General features: G+C 63.7%; 18 protein-coding genes and 1 pseudogene. 11 read left to right on the top strand and 8 right to left on the bottom strand.

What is annotated here, in order from left to right; genetic code table 11:
* The first annotated feature begins 39 nt into the window (after window positions 1–39).
* Window positions 40–1,746 carry an ATP-binding protein gene (locus tag HU764_RS10305; RefSeq protein WP_225935633.1) on the top strand — a complete coding sequence of 569 codons (1,707 nt, stop codon included), beginning with the start codon at window positions 40–42 and terminating at the stop codon, window positions 1,744–1,746.
* A 6-nt stretch (window positions 1,747–1,752) separates the two neighbouring features.
* Here HU764_RS10305 and HU764_RS10300 read toward each other — a convergent pair whose 3' ends face one another.
* The 6 genes from HU764_RS10300 to HU764_RS10275 all read right to left on the bottom strand — a co-directional run bounded on the left by HU764_RS10300 (window position 1,753) and on the right by HU764_RS10275 (window position 8,359).
* On the bottom strand, window positions 1,753–2,499 hold the full coding sequence (locus tag HU764_RS10300) for an SDR family oxidoreductase (RefSeq protein WP_027593552.1): 747 nt from the start codon (window positions 2,497–2,499) through the stop codon (window positions 1,753–1,755).
* 472 nt (window positions 2,500–2,971) lie between these two features.
* Window positions 2,972–4,507, bottom strand: coding sequence for a DHA2 family efflux MFS transporter permease subunit (locus tag HU764_RS10295; protein ID WP_085274261.1), 1,536 nt, complete (start codon window positions 4,505–4,507; stop codon window positions 2,972–2,974).
* Window positions 4,504–5,697 (bottom strand): HlyD/EmrA/EmrK family protein, encoded by a 1,194-nt coding sequence (locus HU764_RS10290; protein ID WP_027593554.1) that lies wholly within the window; start codon window positions 5,695–5,697, stop codon window positions 4,504–4,506. The genes HU764_RS10295 and HU764_RS10290 overlap by 4 nt, the downstream gene beginning before the upstream one ends.
* A 30-nt stretch (window positions 5,698–5,727) precedes the next feature.
* The gene (locus HU764_RS10285; protein ID WP_027593555.1) at window positions 5,728–6,201 is read right to left on the bottom strand and encodes a MarR family winged helix-turn-helix transcriptional regulator; all 474 of its coding nucleotides are present in this window, start codon (window positions 6,199–6,201) and stop codon (window positions 5,728–5,730) included.
* Between the two features lie 121 nt (window positions 6,202–6,322).
* The gene (locus tag HU764_RS10280; RefSeq protein ID WP_186703564.1) at window positions 6,323–6,940 is read right to left on the bottom strand and encodes a response regulator; all 618 of its coding nucleotides are present in this window, start codon (window positions 6,938–6,940) and stop codon (window positions 6,323–6,325) included.
* A gap of 12 nt (window positions 6,941–6,952) precedes the next feature.
* Window positions 6,953–8,359: an ATP-binding protein gene (locus HU764_RS10275; RefSeq protein ID WP_186703565.1), complete on the bottom strand. Its 1,407-nt coding sequence runs from the start codon at window positions 8,357–8,359 to the stop codon at window positions 6,953–6,955.
* Window positions 8,360–8,554: 195 nt separating this feature from the next.
* On the opposite strand from HU764_RS10275, the gene HU764_RS10270 reads away from it, so the two are divergent.
* The 3 genes from HU764_RS10270 to HU764_RS10260 all read left to right on the top strand — a co-directional run bounded on the left by HU764_RS10270 (window position 8,555) and on the right by HU764_RS10260 (window position 13,266).
* Window positions 8,555–10,177, top strand: coding sequence for an acyl-CoA synthetase (locus tag HU764_RS10270; protein ID WP_186703566.1), 1,623 nt, complete (start codon window positions 8,555–8,557; stop codon window positions 10,175–10,177).
* A gap of 141 nt (window positions 10,178–10,318) precedes the next feature.
* A complete protein-coding gene (locus tag HU764_RS10265) occupies window positions 10,319–12,088 on the top strand; it encodes an acyl-CoA dehydrogenase C-terminal domain-containing protein (protein WP_186703567.1) in 1,770 nt (589 codons plus the stop codon).
* Between the two features lie 170 nt (window positions 12,089–12,258).
* On the top strand, window positions 12,259–13,266 hold the full coding sequence (locus tag HU764_RS10260) for a FecR family protein (protein ID WP_085274265.1): 1,008 nt from the start codon (window positions 12,259–12,261) through the stop codon (window positions 13,264–13,266).
* A gap of 13 nt (window positions 13,267–13,279) precedes the next feature.
* On the opposite strand, the gene HU764_RS10255 is transcribed toward HU764_RS10260, so the two are convergent.
* A complete protein-coding gene (locus tag HU764_RS10255; RefSeq protein ID WP_027593561.1) occupies window positions 13,280–14,599 on the bottom strand; it encodes a Na+/H+ antiporter family protein in 1,320 nt (439 codons plus the stop codon).
* 187 nt (window positions 14,600–14,786) lie between these two features.
* Here HU764_RS10255 and HU764_RS28095 point away from each other — a divergent pair.
* A pseudogene (locus tag HU764_RS28095) lies at window positions 14,787–16,073 on the top strand (methyl-accepting chemotaxis protein); the annotation flags it as partial.
* A gap of 102 nt (window positions 16,074–16,175) precedes the next feature.
* Window positions 16,176–16,931, top strand: coding sequence for a methyl-accepting chemotaxis protein (locus HU764_RS28090; RefSeq protein ID WP_371097434.1), 756 nt, complete (start codon window positions 16,176–16,178; stop codon window positions 16,929–16,931).
* A gap of 32 nt (window positions 16,932–16,963) precedes the next feature.
* Here the strand turns inward: HU764_RS28090 and HU764_RS10245 are convergent, their stop codons facing one another.
* Complete coding sequence (locus tag HU764_RS10245) at window positions 16,964–18,880, bottom strand: S8 family serine peptidase (RefSeq protein ID WP_186703569.1); 1,917 nt, start codon at window positions 18,878–18,880, stop codon at window positions 16,964–16,966.
* Between the two features lie 174 nt (window positions 18,881–19,054).
* Between HU764_RS10245 and HU764_RS10240 the strand changes: the two genes are divergently transcribed.
* The 5 genes from HU764_RS10240 to HU764_RS10220 all read left to right on the top strand — a co-directional run bounded on the left by HU764_RS10240 (window position 19,055) and on the right by HU764_RS10220 (window position 23,534).
* Window positions 19,055–20,071, top strand: coding sequence for an ABC transporter substrate-binding protein (locus HU764_RS10240; protein WP_186680224.1), 1,017 nt, complete (start codon window positions 19,055–19,057; stop codon window positions 20,069–20,071).
* On the top strand, window positions 20,068–20,916 hold the full coding sequence (locus tag HU764_RS10235) for an ABC transporter permease (protein ID WP_085274270.1): 849 nt from the start codon (window positions 20,068–20,070) through the stop codon (window positions 20,914–20,916). The genes HU764_RS10240 and HU764_RS10235 overlap by 4 nt, the downstream gene beginning before the upstream one ends.
* 81 nt (window positions 20,917–20,997) lie before the next feature.
* On the top strand, window positions 20,998–21,861 hold the full coding sequence (locus HU764_RS10230; protein WP_186703570.1) for a LysR substrate-binding domain-containing protein: 864 nt from the start codon (window positions 20,998–21,000) through the stop codon (window positions 21,859–21,861).
* Between the two features lie 109 nt (window positions 21,862–21,970).
* Window positions 21,971–22,888 carry an AEC family transporter gene (locus tag HU764_RS10225; RefSeq protein WP_186680227.1) on the top strand — a complete coding sequence of 306 codons (918 nt, stop codon included), beginning with the start codon at window positions 21,971–21,973 and terminating at the stop codon, window positions 22,886–22,888.
* Window positions 22,889–22,922: 34 nt separating this feature from the next.
* Window positions 22,923–23,534 carry a cell wall hydrolase gene (locus HU764_RS10220; protein WP_027593568.1) on the top strand — a complete coding sequence of 204 codons (612 nt, stop codon included), beginning with the start codon at window positions 22,923–22,925 and terminating at the stop codon, window positions 23,532–23,534.
* Window positions 23,535–23,581 lie beyond the last annotated feature (47 nt).

Raw genomic sequence — 23,581 nt, 5'->3', positions numbered from 1 at the left:
TGGTTTATCGATGGAGCGAAATGAATGCCCGGTGAATGCTTGAATACAACCGATGAGCTGGAGGGTTTACGCCAGCGAATCGATCAGCTCGAACAGCAAAACAGCCAGTTGAACAGCGAACTGTTGCGCTTGAACGCACGCGCGCAGGCGTCGGAAGGCTACCGCTTTCTGTTCGAGAACATGGAAGAAGGCTTCTGCATCATCCAGTTCATCGATGGACCGCTTGGGCCATTGAGCGATTACGTACACCTGATGGCCAACCCGGCCTACTGCAGGCATGCCGGGCTGCCCAATGTCGTGGGCCGTACCCTGCGGGAAGTGATACCCGACGAGGCCCATGTCTGGCTGGACTACTTCGGCACCGTGGAGCGGACTGGCAATCCGCTGTACTTCGAGCATGAGTTGCTTGCCACCGGCCGCTGCCTTGGGCTGGCGGCAATCCGTATCGAACCGGCCCACAACCATCAGGTGGCGGTGATCTTTCGTGATGTGACAGCGCGCAAGCGCGCTGAGAGTGCCCTTCAAGACCTCAACGCAGAGCTTGAGCAGCGTGTCGAACAAGCCGTGGCGCAGAGCCAGAAGGCCGAAGAGGCTTTGCGCCAAGCGCAGAAAGTCGAGGCTGTAGGTCAGCTGACAGGGGGCGTTGCGCACGACTTCAACAACTTGCTCGGCGGCATACTCGGCGCACTGGAGCTGGCCAGGGACAGGGTGGCCATCGACCAGCCCAAGGCAACCATCACCCCCTTGCTGGAAAGCGCCCATAGCGCGGCACAACGGGCTGCGGCGCTTGTTCATCGATTACTCGCGTTCTCCCGTCAACAGACCTTGCAGCCACGCGCCACCGACGTCGCGGTGCTGGTCACCGGCATGCTAGACCTGATCAGCCGCAGCACCGGCCCCCACATCGAACTCGACTACCAGTGCAGCGACGCTTGCTGGACGGTGCATATCGACCCTCCTCAACTTGAGAGCAGCCTGCTCAACTTGTGCATCAACGCACGCGATGCCCTGCCCGACGGGGGCAGGGTCCGTATCGCCCTGTGCAATGTCTCGTTGACCAGCGAGCAAGCTGCGCAGCTTGAGCTGACGCCTGGCGACTACCTCTGCCTCAGCGTCGAAGACAACGGCAGTGGCATGACGGATGAGACCCTGACCCGCGCCGTCGACCCGTTCTTCACCACCAAACCGCTTGGCCGCGGCACGGGCCTGGGGTTGTCGATGGTCTTCGGTTTTGTGCGCCAGTCCGGTGGGCAACTGCACATCGCATCGTCCCTGGGCCAGGGCACCACGGTGCGCTTGCTGCTGCCGAGACACCACGCGCAGCCTGCGCCTGCCGTACTCAAACCCGTTGCACCGGCACCGCGCTCCAATACAAGCGCGACAAAGCGAATCGCCGTGGTCGAAGATGTAAGCGCCATGCGCCTGGTGATTGCTGAAGTGCTGCATGACCTGGGCCACGACGTGATGATGTTCGAAGATGGCCCCCAAGCGCTTGCAGGCTTGGCAGAGCAACCCGCGCCCGACCTGCTGATCAGCGACGTGGGCTTGCCGGGCGGGATCAACGGGCGCCAGTTGGCCGACACGTTGCGCGGGCGTTACACCGGGCTCAAGGTGCTCTTCGTCACGGGCTACGACGAAAGTGCAGCGCTGGCTAACGGCAACCTGGAAACCGACATGCGCGTGCTGACCAAGCCCTTCAGCCTCGAGGCACTGGCCGAGCAGGTCGGCCAGTTACTGGAAGGATAAGGCGCCTCAGCGCCCGCCGCCCAAATCGACGAAGCTGCCGGTGGAATACGAGGCCTTGTCCGAGAGCAACCAGACAATGGCCTCGGCAACTTCTTCTGGCCGGCCGCCGCGGCCCATGGGCAAGCCGGGTTCGAGCTTGGCGACCCGGTCCGGGTCACCGGAAAGCGCATGGAAGCCGGTGTGTATATAGCCTGGGCGCACGCCATTGACCCGCACGCCCTCGCCTGCCACTTCCTTGGCCAAGCCAAGGGTAAAGGTATCCAACGCGCCCTTGGAGGCCGCGTAGTCGACGTATTCGTTGGGCGAGCCCAGGCGCGCAGCCACTGAAGAGACGTTGACGATCGCCCCGCCCTGCCCGCCATGCCGACGCGCCATGCGCAACAGCGCATGTTTGGCGCAAAGCATGGGCCCAACGACATTGGTCTTCATCATCTTGAGCAAGCGAAACTCGGACATCTCCTCGACACGGCTCTGCTGACCGATGGTGCCCGCGTTGTTGACCAGCGCAGTCACCGGGCCAAGCGCCTCATCGACACGTTGGAACAGCTGAATGATTTCATCCTCGACACTGACATCGGCCCGCACCGCAATCGCTTCGGCGCCAAGCGCGCGAACCTGCCCAAGGACGCGCTCGGCAGCCTGGTCATCCGCGTGGTAATTGATGCAGATACGATACCCCTGCCGAGCGGCCAGCAGGGCTGTCGCCGCGCCGATACCTCGGCTGGCGCCAGTAATGACGATGACATTCTCCATGGGCCTGCCAATGCTGTTGAAAGTGGGCTTTCGACAATAGGACAAATGCCAACGCATGGGAATGCCACCCCTTCCCCAAAGCGCACAATCGCACGCAACGTTGACCCAGCTCTTGATCCGGCCCTTGATCCAGCTCTTGATCTTGATCTTGATCTGGCTTTTGACCTTCAGCGACTCAGGAGGCCGAGCGCAGGCCTTGCGGAGGGAGGTGACGGGCAAGGATGCCCGTCAAGCGCTGGGGCCCAGGATGGGCCCTGCAGCGCGGTCCTCCCGGGAGCAAGGCCGTAGCGAGGGGACCCCGAAGCGCAGCGTAGGGGCCGTATTATGGAGCGCAGCCCTTTTTGGTTACTTTTTGGGGCGTTTGCCAAAAAGTGACCCGCCGTAAGGGCGGAAAGGTGACTAAGCGTCGCCCCGGCAACTGGCCCCTGCCTATCTCTCAATACCAGCGAAGGCCCCATCTCTAGCCAAAGAATCAATGCCCCGCAGAAGCCGGCCCAGCCTTAGCCGTAAACGGCGGCCGCGCAAACCAAACCAACAAAATCAACCCCGCAAACACCCAGGTCATCATCATGAAATAGTCCACCGTAGACATCATGTAAGCCTGCGCATTCACGATCTGCTCCAACCGCGCATAGTTCTGCACACTGGCCCCCCCAAGCTGCTCCAGCGTATGCCGCGTCGCCGGATCAAACTGGCTGATATTCTCACTCAGATACGCATGATGCTGATCCGCCCGCCGTATCCAGATCCACGTCGTCAGCGACGCCGCAAAACTCCCCCCCAGCGTACGCAGAAAGGTCGCCAGCCCCGAGCCATCGGCAATCTGATGCGGCGGCAAGTCCGACAGCAAAATGCTCAACGTCGGCATGAAGAACAGCGCCACGCCAATCCCCATGAACAATTGCACCAACGCCACATGCTGGAAGTCCACCTCACTGGTAAACCCAGCCCGCATGAAGCAGCTCGTGCCAATCGCCAGAAACGCCAACCCCGCCAGCAGCCGCAAGTCGAACCGATGCGCGTACTTGCCGACAAAGGGCGACATGATCACCGGCAACAGCCCGATCGGCGCAACCGCCAACCCCGCCCAAGTCGCCGTATAACCCATCTGCGTCTGCAACCACTGCGGCAGGATCAGGTTGATACCGAAGAACCCCGCATAGCCCCCGACCAACACGATGGTGCCGACCCGGAAGTTGCGGTGCACGAACAGCCGCAGGTTGACCACCGGATGCCGATCGGTCAGCTCCCAGATCACGAACACCGCCAGGAACACCACCGAGATCAAGCTGCCCATGATGATGAACGACGACTCGAACCAGTCCAGGTCATTGCCCTTGTCGAGCACCACCTGCAACGCCCCCACCCCCACGATCAGCGTCAAAAGGCCGATGTAGTCCATCGGCTGGCGGCTGGTTACCACCGGCCGCGAGCGCATCTGTTGGCGTACAACAGCAGCGGCGAACAGGCCGATCGGCACGTTGATGAAGAAGATCCACGGCCAGCTGTAACTGTCGGTGATCCAGCCCCCTAGTATCGGCCCGGCGATCGGCGCCACCACCGTGACCATCGCCAACAACGCCAGGGCCATCCCCCGTTTCGCCGGCGGGTACACTGCTATCAGCAAGGTCTGGGTCATCGGGTACAACGGCCCTGCCACCACGCCCTGCAACACACGAAAGCCCACCAGCTCCGGCATCGACTGGGCGATGCCACACAAGAACGATGCCAGCACGAACAGCAACGTGGCCCAGATGAACAACTTCACCTCGCCAAAGCGCCGGCTCAGCCAGCCTGTAAGCGGCAAGGCGATGGCGTTGCTCACGGCGAACGAGGTGATCACCCAGGTGCCCTGCTCATAGCTCACCCCCAGGTTGCCGGAAATAGTCGGCAAGGCCACGTTGGCGATGGTGGTGTCGAGCACCTGCATGAACGTTGCCAGCGACAGACCGATGGTGGTCAGCAACAGGCTCGGCGGCGTGAACTGGGCGGCAGCCTGGTTGCTCATCGCTGCGCCGTCTTGCCGGATGCGCTGTTCTCGTGAATCAGCCGGGCGATCAAGTTATCGGCATCGACCAGTTGGCGGTCGTACACCTGGGTGGTGTAGCTGGCCTGCTGTGGCGGTTGCTGGGCCAGGGTCGGGCCGCTCTGGTCGTGCAAGTCGACCTCCACCAGCGTCGACAGGCCAATACGCAGCGGATGGTCCTTGAGCTGGTCCGGGCTTAGGTGAATACGCACCGGCACCCGCTGCACGATCTTGATCCAGTTGCCGGTGGCATTTTGCGCCGGCAGCAGAGCGAACGCGCTGCCAGTGCCTGCACCGAGGCTGTCGACCGTGCCGCTGTACTTGACCGCGCTGCCGTACAGGTCGGCGCTGATTTCCACCGGCTGGCCGATACGCATGTCGCGCAGCTGGGTTTCTTTGAAGTTGGCATCGATCCACACCTGGTCCAGGGGGATTACCGCCATCGTCGCGGTGCCCGGCTGCAGGCGCTGGCCCAGTTGCACGGTGCGCTTGGCGACATACCCGGTCACCGGCGCTACCAAGGTGGTGCGGGCGTTGTCGAGGTAAGCCTGGCGCAGGTCGGCAGCGGCTGCCATCACTTCAGGGTGCGAGGAGACCACGGTGTCGTCGACCAGCGCGGTGCTGGTGTTGAGCTGCTGACGGGCACTGGCCAGGGCGCTCTGGGCCACACTCAGGTCGTCACGGGCGTGGGAGATTTCTTCTGCAGCAATCGCACCGCTGTCGGCCAGCACCTTGCGCCGGTTGTAGTTGTCCTGGGCCTTTTGCAATTCGGCCTGGCGCGTCTGCAACTGGGCCTTGAGCCCATCGACGTTACTGTACAGGCCACGCACCTGGCGCACCGTGCGCGCCAGCTTGGCTTCGGCAGACTGCAGCGCCACCTCGCTGTCGGACGGGTCGAACTGCAGCAGCACTTGGCCGGCGTGAACCAGGTCGCCGTCATCGGCACCAATGCTGGTGACGGTGCCGGTCACCAGCGGGGTGATCTCCACCACGTTGCCATTGACGTAGGCGTCATCGGTGCTTTCGTGCCAGCGCCCGACCAGGGAATACCAGGCCCAGGCGCCGACACCGCCAAGGATCAGCAGCAGAAGCAGGCCAAGCAGCCAGGCCTTGCGTTTGCGCGACGGCGCAGGTGGGTCGGCAGGGGTTGGGGTGTCTGTGGAAGTGGCCATGACAATACCTTGGATAATGCGTAACAGGGGTCAACGATCGCCAAAGCGGCGGATCGTCAAAGGGTCGCCAGCGCTGAGCAGCACCTTGGCCAACAAGCGCTCGAGCGTTTTGAGCTCTTCGGGTTCCAGTGCGCCGCACAATTCGTTCATCGCTGCCGCACCGATTTCTGGCAGCCGGTCCGCCAAGCGCTGGCCATCGGCGGTCAAGGCCAGGCGCACCTGGCGTCGGTCATCGGCGCAGCGGTTGCGCAGGATCAGGCCCTTCTGCTCGAGGCGGTCGAGCATGCGGGTCATCGAACCGCTGTCCAGGCCCAGGTAGCGGCACAGTTCGGCCGGGGTGTCCACCTGGTACTGGGTGACGATGATCAACACCTTGAACTGCGCGGCGGTGACGCCCTCTGATTCGAGGTGCCAGTCGAGAATGCGGTCCTTGAGGATCGCCGCGCGGCCCAGCAGCATGCCGATGGCACAGGTCTGGAAGTTTTCTGGAGAGAAATGCGCCATGGAGTCTGCCCGGTTAATTGTTTAAAAATATTACTGCCTAGGCAGTGAATGTCAAAGCTTTGATTAGGGTGCTATGCAAAATTTCATGAATTTGCATAGCACGGACCTTTGTGGGCCGCGCCTACATCAATGCTGGCACCACGCCGCAGGCGATCGCCATGCCTACCAGTTCCGCCAGGCTTCCTGCTTGCAGCCGTTTCATCACCCGCCCCCGGTACAGGTCAACGGTCTTCACGCTAACCCCGAGGCGCTCGGCGATCTCACGGTTGTTCAAGCCTTGGGCCAACGGCACGAACACATCGCGCTCACGCGGCGTCAGGCCATCGACCCGCGCCTGAACCTGGGCCAACGCCTGGTCGCTCTGACGCGCGCGCCCTGCCCGCTCCAATGCCGCCTGCACACTGTCGAGCAGCAACTGGTCGCTATAGGGTTTCTCGATGAAATCGCAGGCACCCGCCTTGAACGCCCTAACCACGATCGGCACGTCGGCATGGCCACTGACAAAGATCACCGGCAGGTCCAGGCCCCGTTCCTTCATCAACTGCTGCACCGCGAGCCCGCCCAGCCCAGGCATGCGCACATCCAACAGCACACAGGCCGGGCCGTCATCGATGCACGCGTCCAGAAACGCCTGCCCACTGGCAAACGACAGGGCCTCGAGCCCCACCGACTGCAGCAGCCAGACCGTGGAATCACGCATGCCCTGGTCGTCGTCGACCACATACACCTTCGCTTGCACCCTGACCTCCCGTTATTCCCTGCTCACTGCCAAGCGGCAGCACAACACCAACCCACCGTTCGCGCCCGCACGCGCCCATAAGCTGCCACCAAAGCCTTCGATGAGGCTGCGGCTCATGCTCAGGCCCAGCCCCAGGCCATCGGCCTTGCTGGTGGTGAACGGGGTAAAGATTTCATCCAGGCGCTCGGCCGCCACGCCCGGCCCTTGGTCCGTCACTTCGACCAACACGCCGTCGCCTTCGCGCACGGCGCCCAGCAGGATACGTGAGGGCCGTGCGCCCTGCTGCTCGCGATTGGCATCGATGGCATTGCGCAGCAGGTTCAGCAGCACCTGCTCCAGCAACACCCGGTCGGCATACACCGCCGGCAATTGCGCGCTCATGCGCAGTTCGATGCTGACCTGGTCGCGCGCCGCCTCCCAGGCACACAGGCGCATGGCTTCATTGGCCACATCGAGCATGTCGAGCGCCTGCAGCCGGCGCGGCCCTTTACGCAGGAACACGCGTAGCCGGCGGATCACCTGCGCGGCGTGGGTAGCCTGCTCGGTGATGCGCTGCAGCCCCTGCCCGACCCGCTCACGCGCCTGCGGGTCGCGCTCCAGGCCTTGCAGGTAACGCTGGCTGGCGTTGGCATAGTTGACCACCGCCGCCAACGGCTGATTGATCTCGTGGGCGATGCCGGACGCCAACTCGCCCAAGGTAGCCAGCCGCGCGCTGTGGGCCAGGCTCTCCTGGGCTTCGATGCGCAAGGTGATATCACGGGAAACACTGACGATTTCCACCACTGCCCCGGTGTAGGTCTCGCGGATGGCGCGGCTGGCAATCTCGAACCAGCGGTAGCCGCCCGCCGCCTGGCGCACCCGGCAGGTCATGGTGTGGTAGCCGTCCTGGTCCAGGGCAGCAGCAGCCTGGGCCAGCACCTGGCGGCGTTCACGCGGGTGCAGCAAGGTCCGCACGGCCATGCCCCGCAGTTGCTCGGGCCACCGGCCCAACAGGCGGAAGGCCGCCGGCGAGGCGTCGAGGAAGCGCCCGTCAGGGCTGTGCCGGGAGATCAGGTCCGTGGTGTTCTCGATGATCAAACGGTACAGGCGCCGGGCGCGGCTGGCTTCGCGTGCACCCTGGCGTTCGGCGCTGGCGTCACGGCAGCGGCCAAGCACCTGCTGGCCCCGGTCATCTGGGATGAACGTCCACAGCACGATGTGCTCGCCAACCTGTACCTCCACGTCGGCAATTGCCCGGTGCTGCCGCAGGCAGGCCCGCACCAGCGCGGCGCAGTTGGCCGGTAGCCAGGCCGCCAGCGGCGGGCCTTCCTGCAGCAAGGCCTGCAAGGCCGGGTTGGTGGCCAGCGGCCTGGCATCGGCGGCCAGCAACAGGCTGGGCTGCGGGTCTTTGGCAAGCAAGGGAGACAGGGTCTTGTCCACGGCGTGCAACTCGTTGCTATAGTAGTTTTACTATATTGCTATAGTCGATATTCTATCTACCATAGCGACTCGCGTAAAACTGCGACAGGGGAAAGCGGCCAACCGTACGCTTTTCCACACCCTGAACAGAGCTAACAATCAGCCACCGGGGGTCACGCGCACAGGCTGCGCCTGCCTCCCCTACAGGATTACCGCATGTCGATCTATGCCCAGGGCCTGATGCCCGCTGCCGTCAACCATGTCGCCCTCACCCCATTGAGCTTCATCGAACGCACCGCTGCGGTGTATGGCAACTACCCGGCTGTCATCCATGGCGCCATCCGCCGTAACTGGCAGGAAACCTACCAACGCTGCCGGCGCCTGGCCAGCGCCCTGGTGGGGCGCGGCATCGGCCGTGGCGACACGGTCGCGGTGATGCTGCCAAACACCCCGGCCATGCTCGAAGCGCACTTCGGCGTGCCCATGACCGGTGCAGTGCTCAACACCCTCAACGTTCGCCTGGACGCCGAAGCCATCGCCTTCATGCTGCAGCACGGCGAGGCCAAGGTGCTGATCACCGATCGCGAGTTCCACACGGTCATCGAAGCCGCCCTGGCCTTGCTCGAACACCCGCCCCTGGTGGTCGACGTCGATGACCCGGAGTACGGCGAAGGCCGCGCGGTCAGCGCGCTTGACTACGAAGCCCTGCTGGCCGAGGGCGACCCGCAATTTGCCTGGGAATGGCCCGATGACGAATGGCAGGCCATTTCGCTCAACTACACCTCCGGCACCACCGGCAACCCCAAGGGCGTGGTCTACCACCATCGCGGTGCCTACCTCAACGCGCTGGGCAACCAGATGACCTGGGCCATGGGCCACCGCCCGGTGTACCTGTGGACCCTGCCCATGTTCCACTGCAACGGCTGGTGCTACCCCTGGACCATCACCGCCTTGGCCGGGACCCACGTGTTCCTGCGCCGGGTCGACCCGCAAAAGATCCTCACCCTGATCCGCGAACACCGGGTCACCCACCTGTGCGGCGCGCCCATCGTGCTCAACGCCCTGGTCAACATGCCTGAGGCCGCCAAAGCTGCCATCGAGCACCCGGTGCAGGCCATGGTCGCAGGCGCCGCACCACCCGCCAAGGTGATTGGCGCGGTGGAAGAAATGGGCATTCAGGTGACCCACACCTACGGCCTGACCGAGGTGTACGGCCCGGTGACGGTCTGCGCCTGGCATGAGGAATGGGACGCGCTGCCGCTGGAAGCGCGCGCGCGCATCAAGTCCCGCCAGGGCGTGCGCTACCCGACGCTCGACGGCCTGATGGTCGCCGACCCGCAAACCCTCGCCCCGGTGCCGCGCGACGGCAACACCCTGGGCGAGATCTTCATGCGCGGCAACACGGTGATGAAGGGTTACCTGAAAAACCCTGAGGCCACGGCCGAAGCCTTCCGCGGCGGCTGGTTCCACACTGGCGACCTGGCAGTCTGGCATGCCGATGGCTATGTCGAGATCAAGGACCGGCTCAAGGACATCATCATTTCCGGTGGCGAAAACATCTCCACCATCGAAGTCGAAGACGCCCTCTACAAACACCCAGCGGTGCTGGAAGCCGCCGTGGTGGCGCGCCCCGACGACAAATGGGGCGAAACGCCCTGCGCCTTCGTGGCACTCAAGCCTGGCCGGGAAGACACCCGCGAAGCCGACATCACCCACTGGTGCCGTGAGCACTTGGCCGGGTTCAAAGTGCCGAAGACCGTGATTTTTGGCGAGCTGCCCAAGACCTCCACCGGCAAGATCCAGAAGTACGTCCTGCGCGACCGCGCCAAAGCCCTTTAAGGCTGTAACTGCCTCTTCGCGGGTAAACCCGCTCCCACAAGAACAGCGCCGTTCTTGGGAACTGCATTAAACCGGTGGGAGCGGGTTTACCCGCGAAGAGGCCCGGCCAGACAACTTATTACTCACTTCCTCGAGCCGACGATGCCCCACTACACCGCCCCACTGCGCGACATGCGCTTCATTCTCCACGATGTGTTGCAGGGCCCTGCCCTGTGGGCACGCCTCCCTGCCCTGGCCGAGCGCATCGACGCCGACACCGCCGACGCCATCCTCGAAGAAGCGGCCAAGGTCACCAGCCAGCTGATCGCCCCGCTCAGCCGCAACGGTGACGAGCAGGGTGTGCACTTCGAAGCCGGCCAGGTCACCACCCCGGATGGCTTTCGCGACGCTTGGCGCACCTACCGGGAAGGTGGCTGGGTTGGCCTGGGCGGCAACCCCGAGCATGGCGGCATGGGCATGCCGAAGATGCTGGGCGTGCTGTTCGAAGAAATGCTCTACGCCGCCGACTGCAGTTTCAGCCTGTATTCAGCCTTGAGTGCCGGCAGTTGCCTGGCAATCGACGCCCACGCGAGCGAAACACTCAAGGCCACCTACCTGCCGCCGCTCTATGAAGGCCGTTGGGCCGGCACCATGTGCCTGACCGAACCCCACGCCGGCACTGACCTGGGGTTGATCCGCACCCGCGCAGAACCCCAGGCCGATGGCAGATACCGCATCAGTGGCAGCAAGCTTTTCATCACCGGCGGCGAGCAGGACCTGACCGAAAACATCGTCCACCTGGTGTTGGCCAAGTTGCCGGACGCACCGGCGGGGGCTAAAGGCATCTCGCTATTCCTGGTGCCTAAGTACCACGTCAATGCCGATGGCAGCCTGGGCGAACGCAACGCCGTGCAATGCGGGTCGATCGAGCACAAGATGGGCATCAAGGCCTCGGCCACCTGCGTGATGAACTTCGATGGCGCCATCGGCCACCTGGTCGGCGATGCGAACAAGGGTCTGGCGGCCATGTTCACCATGATGAACTACGAGCGGCTGTCCATTGGCATCCAGGGTATCGGCTGCGCCGAAGCGTCGTACCAGAGCGCCGCACGCTACGCCAACGAACGCCTGCAAAGCCGTGCCGCCACGGGCCCGCAGGCGAAGGACAAGGGGGCCGACCCGATCATCCAGCATGGCGATGTGCGGCGCATGCTGCTGACCATGCGCACGCTTACCGAAGGTGGCCGGGCCTTTGCGGCCTACGTGGGGCAACAGCTGGACCTGGCCCGCTATGCCGAAGACGCCGGAGAACGCGAACATGCCCAGCGTCTGGTGGCACTGCTGACGCCCGTGGCCAAGGCGTTTTTCACCGACAATGGCCTGGAAAGCTGCGTGCTCGGCCAGCAGGTGTATGGCGGCCATGGCTACATCCGCGAATGGGGCCAGGAACAACGCGTGCGCGACGTGCGTATCGCACAGATCTATGAGGGCACCAACGGCATCCAGGCCCTCGACCTGCTCGGGCGCAAGGTGCTGGCAGACGGTGGCCAGGCGCTGGCCAGTTTCACCGCCGAAGTGCGCGCCTTCAGCGTTGCCGCGCCACTGTACCGCGAAGCCCTGCAAGCCAGTGTTGCGCGCCTGGAAGCCACCAGCGCCTGGCTGCGGGCACGCGCAAGCCAGGACGCCAACCTGGTCAGCAGCGTGGCCGTGGAGTATTTGCACCTGTTCGGCCTCACCGCCTACGCCTACATGTGGGCGCGCATGGCCGCCGTGGCGCAGGCCAAGCGCGAACAAGACCCGTCCTTCCATGAGGCGAAACTGGCGTGTGCAGCGTTCTTCTTCCAGCGCGTGTTACCACGCAGCCTGGGGCTGGAAGCCAGTATCCAGGCCGGCAGCGCGAGCCTGTACGGGTTGACCGCGGAACAGTTCTGATCAGCGTGGGGGCGTAAAGCGCCCCCAGGCACTGCCCGCGAAGGGTTCTCAAACGCTGAAATTCCATTGCAAATCCGACGAAAAACCGGCACAACTGATAGTCATTCGCCATTACCTCGGTTCTCGGGAACCCTCTAGCAAGGGTAGAATGCGCAAAACCCGGAGCCGCAATGAATCACGACCGCCTCAATCCCAGCCCAGACGATGCCATTACCGACGCCGCCGCGCAGTGGTGCATGCGCCTGCACGCCGATGATTGCACGGCGGCAGAGCGCGAGGCGTTCGCCCGCTGGCTAGCGGCTGACCCACGGCACGCTGAGGAATACCAGGCGATGCTGGAAATCTGGCAGACTGCCGACCTGCTGCCGCGCAACGCGACCGTGGTCGACTTCAACCCGCCGTCACGCCAGGCCGCACGCGTGCGCAACTGGCGCCCGCTGGCCTCGGCTGCGGCCATCGCCCTGGCGGTACTGCCATTGGCAGGCTGGATGGGCTGGGAACAAGGTTGGCTGCCCAACCATTACCAGCACTTCGAAGCCAGCGACCGGATGCAGACAGTAGAGCTGAGCGACGGCAGCACGGTGCAGCTCAACCTCAATACCGAGCTGACATACCTCAACTTCAAGGACCAGCGCCAGGTTACCCTCAAGCGCGGCGAGGCGTTCTTCAAGGTCCAGCACGACAGTGCGCACCCCTTCATCGTCCACGCTGGCCGCGGCCAGACCCGGGTAACCGGCACCCAGTTCAACGTCTGGAAGTACCAGGACCAGGTCAAAGTCACCTTGGTGGAAGGTTCGGTGCTGGTGTCCAGCGACGGCAGTGCCGGTGGCTACCGCCTAGGCCCTGGGATGCAGGCCAGCTATCACAAGGGCGATTTCGAGCCGCAACTGGCGCAAAGCGACGATTACGGCAATGCCTTGGCTTGGCGCAATGGCAAGCTGGTGCTCGATAACCTGAGCCTGGAACAGGCGTTGCCAGTGATCAACCGCTACCTCGACGCCCCGCTGCTGCTGGCCGATGCCAGCACCGGGCGGATCCGCATCAGCGGCATCTATAACACCCGCGAAGTCGGGCGCCTGGTCAACAACCTGCCCAAGGTGCTGCCGGTCTACCTGACCCGCAGCAAGGACGGCAGCACAGTCCTCAACAGGATCTCGCCGCCGCCCGACAAGGGCTGACGCCCTCCCCGCCTTACAGCGTCATCGCCGCCAACCAGCCAAACGCCAGCAGCGGCAGGTTGTAGTGGATGAAGGTCGGCACCACCGTGTCCCAGATGTGGTGGTGCTGGCCGTCCACGTTCAGGCCCGAGGTCGGGCCCAAGGTCGAGTCCGACGCGGGCGAACCTGCATCCCCCAATGCCCCGGCGGTACCCACGATGCACACCGTGGCCACGGGGTCGAAGCCCAGTTGCACGCACAGCGGTACGAAGATCGCGGCCAGAATCGGCACGGTGGAGAACGACGAGCCGATGCCCATGGTCACCAGCAATCCCACCAGCAGCATGAGCAAGGCGCCAACGCCCTTGCTGTGGTCGATCCACTGCGCCGATGTCTCGACCAGGCTCTTGACCTCGCCGGTGGCCTTCATCACGTCGGCAAAACCCGATGCTGCAATCATGATGAAGCCGATCATGGCCATCATCTTCATGCCTTCGGTGAACAGGTCGTCAGTGTCTTTCCAGCGCACGATGCCCGACAGCGAGAAGATCAGGAACCCGACCATGGCGCCAATGATCATCGAGTCCAGCAACAGCTGGACGATAAACGCCGCCGCGATCGCCAGGCCAGCGACCATCAGGGTCAACGGGTTGTATTGCACGCTGACCTGCTCGACCTGCTCGATACGCGCCAGGTCGTAGTCGCGCTTCTTGCGGTAGCTGAAGAACACCGCCAGCAACAGGCCGGCGAGCATGCCCGCCGCCGGAATGGCCATGGCATGGGTGACATTGACGCCGCTCACATCGACCCCGGCGCGGGCGACGTTGGCCAACAGGATTTCGTTGAGGAAGATGTTGCCAAAGCCCACCGGCAGAAACATGTACGGGGTGATCAGGCCAAAGGTGATCACGCAGGCGATCAGCCGACGGTCGATGCGCAGACGCGTCAACACATACAGCAGCGGCGGCACCAGCAGCGGGATGAAGGCGATGTGAATGGGCAGGATGTTCTGCGACGACACCGCCACCACCAGCATCAGGCCGATCATCATCCACTTCACTTTGCCGCCATTGGCATGGCCCTGGCGGTCGATCATGGCCAAGGCCCGATCGGCCAGGGCGTGCGCCAGCCCTGACTTGGCGATGGCCACGGCAAAGGCGCCCAGCAGCGCATACGACAATGCCACGGTGGCGCCGCCACCCAGTCCGCCATTGAAGGCCTTCAGCGTGCCCTCGATGCCCAAGCCGCCGACCAGGCCGCCGACCAAGGCACCAATGATCAGGGCGATGACCACGTGTACCCGCGACAGGCTGAGTATCAGCATGATGCCGACCGCGGCGATCACTGCATTCATGGTTGGCTTACCTCATAAGGACAGAAAAAAAGCGCGCACTCTGAAGCAGTGGGCGGCAGATGTCAAAAGCGCCATGGTGCGGCGCATTACTCAGCCCCGCCTTAATTTAAATTGAACGTTTGAATAAAGAAAAAAGCGCGATGGCCGACACAGTCGACAGCCAGAACTATTACAAGGGATTCGCCCCATGCCTTTGCGACAACTTTCCATCCAGTGGAAGATCACCCTGCTCGCCGGTCTGTGCCTGGCCGGCATCGTCACCCTGCTCGTCGGCCTTTCGCTGTACCGCATGGACCACAGCTCGGACCTGGTCAAGGCGAGCAGCATGCAGATGCTCACCGATGCGGCCCAGGGGCGCATCGAGTCGCAAGGTGAAGTGCAGGCCTTGAACATTCGCCGTCAATTCATGGACGCCTATCAGTACGGCGCCGGCTTCGCCCGCCAGGTGCTGTTCCTGCGCGAGCAGGCTGAAAAGCGCTTTCTCGACGCTTACGACCTGCGCGAGGACATGACCCGCCAAGTGCGCGCCGCGTTGCAGGCCAACCCCGACCTGCTCGGCATGTCGCTGGTGTTCGAGCCCAACGCCCTGGACCACAAGGACAACCTGTTCACCGCCAAGCCAGCGCTGGGCAGCAACGAAACCGGGCGTTTCGCGCTGTACTGGTCGCAACCACGTGCCGGTCAGCTGACCGCCATGGCCCTGCCCGAGCATGACATGGCCAACACCGAGATCGGCCCCAGCGGCCAGCCCGCGAACACGTGGTGGGTGTGCCCACGCAGCAGCGGCAAGGTCTGCGTGGTGGAGCCCTACTTCTATGACATCGATGGCCAGCGGGTGCTGATGACCAGCATCGTCTTCCCCCTGGCCGTCAACGGCAAGGTGATCGCCACCCTGTCGATCGACATCAACCTCAACAGCCTGCAGGCCTTGACCCAGAACGCCAGCCGCGGCCTGTACGAAGGCCGCACCACCGTGGGCATTCTCAGCCCGGCGGGCCTGTTGGCCGGTTACAGCGCCGATGCCGGCAAGCTGGCTCAGCGCTTCGACCAGGTCGACACGGCCAAGGGCGCCGAACTGGTGCGCAAGCTGGCCGAGGGCAAGCTGAGCATCCTGCACGACCAGCAACGCCTCAAGGTGCTGGCGGCCTTCGAGCCGATCCCCGGCGCCCAGCCCTGGGGCGTGCTTCTGGACGTGCCGGAAAACGCCCTGACCGGGCCCGCCGAAACGTTGAAACAGGAACTCGATACACTGAACACCAGTGGCACCTTGCTGGAGCTGGGCCTGGGCCTGGCCGCTGCAATCGCCGGCCTGCTGCTGGTGTGGCTGATGGCACGTGGTGTGACCCGGCCGATTCTGGGCGTGGCGGCGATGCTCAAGGACATCGCCAGTGGCGAAGGTGACCTGACCCGCCGCCTGGCCTACCAGAAGCAGGACGAACTGGGCGAGTTGGCCGGTTGGTTCAACCGCTTCCTCGACAAGCTGCAGCCCACCATTGCCGAGGTCAAACGTTCGGTGCAGGCCGCCCGTGGCACGGCTGACCAGTCCTCGGCGATCGCTAGCGAGACCAGCGCTGGCATGGAGCAGCAGTACCGCCAGGTTGACCAGGTGGCGACCGCCTCGCACGAAATGAGCGCCACCGCCCAGGACGTTGCCCGCAGCGCTGCCCAGGCTGCGCAGGCAGCCCGCGAGGCCGACCAGGCCACCCGCGAGGGCCTGGCCGTGATCGACCGCACCACCCACAGCATCGATGCCTTGGCCGCCGACATGAACAACGCCATGGCCGAAGTCGAGGGCCTGGCGCAGAACAGCGAGAAGATCGGCTCGGTGCTGGAAGTGATCCGCTCGATTGCAGAGCAGACCAACCTGTTGGCACTCAACGCCGCCATCGAAGCCGCCCGCGCCGGTGAGGCCGGCCGTGGCTTTGCCGTGGTCGCCGATGAAGTGCGCAACCTCGCCCGGCGCACCCAGGAGTCGGTGGAAGAAACCCGCCAGGTGATCGAGGCCTTGCAGGCCGGTACCCGCGAAGTGGTCGGTGCCATGGACAACAGCCATCGCCAGGCCCAGGGTGGCGTGGAGCAGGTCGGCCAGGCCGTTACTGCACTGCAGCGCATCGGCCAGGCAGTGACGGTGATCACCGACATGAACCTGCAGATTGCTTCGGCCGCCGAAGAACAAAGCGCGGTGGCCGAAGAGATCAACAGCAATGTCGCAACCATTCGCGACGTCACCGAATCGCTGTCAGGGCAAGCCAACGAGTCGGCGCGGGTCAGCCAGTCGCTCAACAGCCTGGCCAATCAACAACAGGCGCTGATGGATCAGTTCCGCGTCTGAAGCGTTAGAGGCCGGCGCTTGCCGGCCTCACCTCAAGGTTCGAAGCGGCCGTTGCCGAGTATGCGATCAAGCATCACCAGCGCACCGTGCACGTTGGGCCTGGCCCCCATCGGCAGGACATCGGTACCCGGCACGGTGGCGTCTTCGTATCCGGACGCCATGACCAGCAGGTGCATCTGGTCGGCATTCAGGTAGACGTGATGGTGCTCCATGGCATACGACTGGATCAGGCTAAGTGCGCCCGTCACCATGGGAGTTGCACTGGAGGTGCCGGCGTAGTTCTCGGAGTAGTCCCTGTTTTCACCGGGCAGGTCCTGCAAGTCGCCTCTGGACAACGTCACGACGCTATCGCCCCAGGCGTTGAGCATGCGATGGCGGTAGCGGTAGTTGGAGTACGCGTGGGGCTTGCCGCTGTACGATTGACAAGCACCAATCAAGATGACCCCAGCATCGCCGTAATCGTTGAAGTAGGGCCAATTGGCAAGATCGACGCCCTGGCTAGCCTGGGTCCCTTTTTGCGCCAAGGTCTTACTGCTGCCATTGGCAGCCGCATTGATCACCACGGCGCCTCGCTGGGTCAGTTGCTGCATCACTGTCCACCAGGCCTTGTCGTGCACGGACGGCAACATCGTACTCAGCACGGACGGGTTCGCGGTCTGACGGTTGATAGCGACGATATCCCCTGGCTCAACATTGCGCAGCAGGTCTTTGAGCACCTGATAGCTACCGTGAGTGTCCATCAAGCGGTTGTGGTAGAGGTACAATTCGCTGTCATGGCTGACACCCGTAGCCCCGAGGCCATTGCGCGCCGCCAGAATGCCCCCCACAGACGCAGTTCCGTGCTTGGGGTCATCGTTTGGCTTTAGCGAGACTATCTTCAGGTCAGGATTGTCCCGCAGGTCTTCATGGTCAGGAAACAACCCACCGTCACTGAAATGGATCCGCGAGCCTCGCCCAGTTACCCCCCCGGCCCAGGCCTTGCGCACGTTCAATCCTTTCCATCTTGGCCCTGGTGCGTCGAGGTAATGCTGGCGATGCTCGAAGTCGGGCGTGGGCTGGGCATTTTCGTGGGCTCGATTGCCCGCCACCACGGCGGTGCCGGTCAACAGCGTGGCTACCACCGCCGCCGCGCCAAGCAAGATCAGGTTTGGCTCAGCGCTGGCTTGCAGAAAGTGCATGGACTGCACGTACTCCAGCGCGGCCAGGGTCTTGAGCAGTGCGAGGTAAGTGTCGTTGAGCATGCTCGGCGGCTGCTCCAGGTAGCAGAACGTGCGTAATGCCTGAAGCCGATCGTCATGCTGCTCCTGCTCATCCAGAACAGGCCGGGGGGTAAGCACGGTAATCAGATTCGGCCAATAACGAACCAGTACCGAGCCTGAATCGGGTTGCAGATCATCAAGCAGCCGTTGGTAGCCACCCGCTTCGAACGCGATAACCAGCGTGGGGTACGCGGCACCTGGCGCTACTGCCGCAAGGCTTTGCGCGGGCTGCTCACGAGGTTCGTATTCGCGGCTGCTCTGGTCCACCTCACGCTTGCCTCGCCCGCCCGCGGCCGGCAGCGGTATTTTTTCGAGCACGCTTCGGTTCAACTCCTCGGCCTTGATTTCGAGCACCAAAGGCGGCAAGTCAATGATCCCGGCAGCCCCGGTAGGCCGGTTCGCAGCCCGGGCATATTCATCTAGCAGGACGACCCTTGGCCGGATGCTGTAGACACCTACCGCTTCTTCGGCGATCAACGTGGCTGGGCATCCGTGGTCATTCAAGCGACCACTGTGCGCCTGTGACTGTACCGAAACGCCTCTGAACGAAACCGCACCCTCAGGCCCGGCCCGCTCCAGCTCGTAGCGAATGCTTCTGATTTTGTGCAGGTCTGCACCCATGCACCGAACGTGAAATTTTCCGTCGAAACAGAAGTTGCGGTAATAGACAAAACTCAAATCAAGGGTCATCAGGAATGCCTCGCGCCGTGGGCCAAATGGGCTGCCGAAATGGCAGCGCACACTCTTGCAACCGCGCGCCACGGAGCACAGAGAGAGCGCCTTCCCTGCCCCCGCCAGGCAAAGCAGACAAAGAGGTCGTCTACACTTGCCGGCACTGACTCAGCAGCTACCGAGGAGGCCCCGATGAAGAGAATTCCAACGCTGCTGGCCGGCCTGCTGCTGGCTGCTGGCTTGGCCAGCACCGACAGCGCCGCCTCAGCGGAACGCAACGCACCGATTCACTTTGGCGCAATTGGTTGGGAAAGCGGTGCACTCACCACCGAGATCCTGCGCCTGATCGTCGAACGGGGTTACGGCTACCCCACCGACACACTGCCCGGCAGCACCGTGAGCATGGAAGTGGCCTTGGCCCGCAACGACCTGCAGGTGATCGCCGAGGAATGGGCCGGGCGTAGCCCCGCGTGGATCAAGGCCGAGCAGGCCGGCCAGGTGTTCGCCCTAGGCGACACGGTCAAGCACGCTGAAGAAGGCTGGTGGGTGCCGGCCTACGTGATCCAGGGCGACCCATCGCGCAACCTCAAGCCCTTGGCACCTGACCTGCACAGTGTCGACGACCTCAAGCGTTACCCCAAGGTGTTCAGGGACCCTGAAATACCGGACAAAGGGCGCTTCCTCAACAGCCCCAGTGGCTGGACTTCCGAGACGGTCAACAGCCAAAAACTCAAGGCCTATGGGCTGGATGCGCTGTACAACAACTTCCGCAGTGGCTCTGGCGCAGCGCTGGATGCCGAGATCAGCTCGTCCATCCGCCGCGGCCAGCCAGTGCTGTTCTATTACTGGAACCCAACCCCGCTCATGGGGCGCTACAAGCTGATCCGCTTGCAAGAGCCACCCTTCAATGAAAAGGCCTGGGCCACCCTGACAGATGCCAGCAACCCCAACCCGCAAGGTAGCCAGTCACTGCCAGCCAAATTGTCGATTGGCGTTTCCAAGGCGTTCAAAGAAGGCTACCCGGACCTGGTGGCGGTGTTCGAAAAAGTCGACCTACCGATCGATCGGCTCAACAGCGCCCTGGCCGAGATGAGCGAAAAGCGCATCTCGCCCAACCAGGCTGCCCTCGCCTTTTTGCGCGATAACCGCGATGTGTGGAAAGCCTGGTTGCCTGCGCAGGTCGCAGCCAAGGTCGAGGGCAGCCTATGAGCGGCGGCTTTCCCGAAGCCCTGCAATTTTCCTTCGCGGGTCGCGTCAACCAGCTAGTCGACTGGCTGGTGTTGAACTACGGCGACCACTTGCGCAGCCTCTCGGATCAACTGCTGCAACTGCTGGTGGGGCTGGAAAACCTGCTGCGTCTGTTGCCCTGGTGGGCACTGTTGCTGGTGGTCGGGCTGCTCGCCTGGCACGCCAGCCGCAGCCTGTTGCGCAGCCTGATGATGGTGGCCCTGCTGGCCTTGATCGGTGTGCTCGGGCTGTGGGACAAGCTGTTGCAAACCTTGGCCTTGGTCCTGATCAGCACGGGCTTGTGCGTGATGGTCGGCGTACCGCTGGGCATTCTGCTGGCGTCCCGCCCGCTGGCTCGACGGCTGTTGATGCCGGTGCTGGATGTGATGCAGACACTCCCGGCCTTCGTCTACCTGATCCCGGTGCTGATGCTGTTTGGCCTTGGCAAGGTGCCAGCGGTGTTCGCCACCCTGATCTACGCCTTACCGCCACTGGTGCGGCTGACCGAACTGGGCTTGCGGCAGATCGACCCGTCCTTGTTGCAGGCTGCGCACGGCCTGGGTGCCAGCCGCTGGCAGCGGCTACGTCGCATCGCCCTGCCACTGGCCCTGCCCAGCATCATGGCCGGGCTCAACCAGTCGGTGATGATGGCGTTGTCGATGGTGGTGGTGGCTTCGATGATTGGCGCCCGCGGGCTGGGTGAGGATGTGCTGGCGGGGATCCAGACCCTTAACGTCGGCCAGGGCGTCGAGGCGGGGTTGGCGATCGTGGCGCTGGCCATGGTGATTGACCGCATCAGCCAGGCGTATGGGCGCACGGGGCGTTGAAGTACGCAGATGCCGGCTTGCCGGCGACCGGCCCCGCACTGACAATGCACGCCTGCCCGCTCAGCCCTGGAGCCCCTTCGCGTGTCCCTCAAAGCCCTGCGCACCCTGGTGACCATCGCCCGCCACGGCACCTTCGCCCGTGCCGCCGACCTGCTCAGCCTCACCCCTTCGGCCGTGAGCCTGCACATCAAGACCCTCGAAGACGAACTGCAGGTCACCCTGTTCGACCGCAGCCGACGGCAAGTCGTGCTGACTGAAGCCGGGCAGTTGGCGGTTGCGCGCGCCGAGAGCATCCTCGGCGCCTATGACGAGCTGGCTGATGCCTTGGCCAGTGGCCCGAGCCTGCGTGGCCGCTTACGCCTGGGGGCGATCCACACGGTGCTGGCCCGGCGCTTGCCCAAGGCCCTGCTGTGGATCAAGACCCACCACCCGCAGTTGCACATCAGTGTCGCCTCGGGCATGTCGGCAGAATTGGCGCGGCGCGTCGAAGACGGCGAACTCGATGCGGCGATCACCACCGAGCCGGTCAGCCCCTACCCGCAGAGCCTGGTCTTCACCCCGCTGTTCGCTGACCGCTTCTGGGCCATCGCCAGCCCCGACCTGGCTAGCCAGAGCGTGCCCGAGCTACTGGCCAGCCAACCGTTTCTGCGCTTCGACAAACGCGCCTGGGCCGGACGGCAAATCGAACAGGAGCTGCGCCGCCAGCACCTGCAAGTCAGCGAACAAATGGAGCTGGACAGCCAGGAAGCCCTGGCCACCATGGCGGTGATGGGCCTGGGCGTGGCCATCATCCCCATGGCCGACGCGGACCTGCAGCGCTTGCCGCCGGCAACCTGCCTGCCGTTTGGCGAGCCGCAACTGACGCGCCGGGTGGTGCTGCTGGAGCATGAGAAAAGCCAGCGGCGCCACCTGAGTGCGGTGCTAAAGACGGCCCTGGATGCCTGAACCGCGGCAACCGTGCAGTTATTCTCAACGGTCACTGAAGAAAACAACGTTTTTACAAACCAAAGCGCCCCCGTAGTCTGTAGCGGTACCCGACGACGGAACGCCGACCATGCTCCACCTTCTGCTGACCACACTGCTACCCATCATCCTGCTGATTGCCCTGGGCACCTTTCTGCGTGTGCGCGGCTTTCTGGCCGAAACCTTCTGGCCCGGTGCCGAACGCCTGAGCTATTACGTGCTGCTGCCGTCGCTGTTCCTGCATGGCCTGGCCACCGCCAACCTCGACGGGGTACCGATACTGGGCATGGTCGCAGTGCTGATGCTGTCGACCCTGCTCGGCGCCCTGCTGCTGGTGCTGTACCAAGGCGCGGTGAACCACGACGGTGCCGATTTCACCTCGGTGTTCCAGGGTGGCATTCGCTTCAACAACTACATCGGCGCAACCCTGGCGGCGGGCATCTATGGCAGTGCTGGCATTGCCTTGGCGGCCGTTGCCAACGCCGCCATCGTACCCTTGGTCAACCTGCTGTGCGTACTGGTGTTCGCCCGTTTCAGCGCACGCCACAGCTCACCGGCCACGGTACTGCGGGCGATCTTCGCCAACCCGCTGATCGTTGGCTGCGCGGCTGGCCTGCTGCTGCGGGTCACAGGGCTGGGCTTGCCGGCAGGGCTTGAACCGACGGTCAAGGCGCTCGGCCAGGCCGCCCTGCCCTTGGGCCTGCTGTGCGTAGGCGCAGCCTTGGGCGGTGCCAGCGTCGGCCACCAGGTGCGCCCGTTGATGGCCGCCTCGGCGTTCAAGTTCCTGGTCATGCCGCTGACTACCTGGGGCCTGTGCCGTGTGCTCGGCCTGGGTGGACAGGCGGCAGTCGTGGCCGTGCTGTTCCAGGCCTTGCCTACGGCGTCCTCGTCCTATGTGATGGCCCGGCAGATGGGCGGCAACGCACCGCTGATGGCCACCATCATCGCTCTGCAGACCGTGGTAGCCGCCGCAACCCTTCCTTTGGTGCTAATGCTTACGCTTGGCTAGACTCTGAATCAACCCAGCGATCGGAAGCTCGGCCATGCGCCTCTCGTGGATGGTAATCGGCTTGACCTCGGCCCTGCTTGCAGGCCCATTGCACGCCGCCGACACGGCCAAGGCCGCGGTCGCCGAGGACAAGGCCGAAGTCCTTGAAGAAAAGGTGGTCGAGGACGCCCCGCCGCCGAAAAAGGCCGAAACCATCACCCCAGGCGAAGTAAAAGCAGTCGACCCGGCAGGCCAATCGCCGCTAGACGACAGCATCACCTGCCTAGCCCGCACCATCTATTGGGAAGCCAAGGGGGCCAACGAAAAGGACATGACGGCGGTGGCCAGTGTCGTGCTCAACCGCCTGGGCCATGATGGCTTCCCGGACACCATTTGTGGCGTCGTCAAACAGGGCGTGGAAACCAAGGCCTGCCAGTTTTCCTGGTGGTGTGACGGGCGCTCGGACCAGGTCGAGGAAGCGCAGCGTTACGACATCGCCAAAGAGATTGCGCGCAAGGCGCTCAACCAGCAGCTCAAAGACCCTACCGGCGGTGCGCTGTACTTCCACGACCGCAATGTGCACCCGGATTGGGCCAAGGCCTACCGCAAGACTGCGGTAACCACACATTTTCTGTTCTACAAGCCTAAGCAGGCGCAGGCCCGCTGACGTGTGTGTGGGTGTAGGAGCAGCCTTGTGCTGCGAAGAGGCCGGTG

The sequence above is a fragment of the Pseudomonas kermanshahensis genome, from assembly GCF_014269205.2.
Classification (GTDB): Bacteria; Pseudomonadota; Gammaproteobacteria; order Pseudomonadales; family Pseudomonadaceae; genus Aquipseudomonas; species Aquipseudomonas kermanshahensis.
The sequence above is the reverse complement of the archived record's forward strand: the minus strand, read 5'-3'. Positions and strand labels throughout refer to the sequence as shown.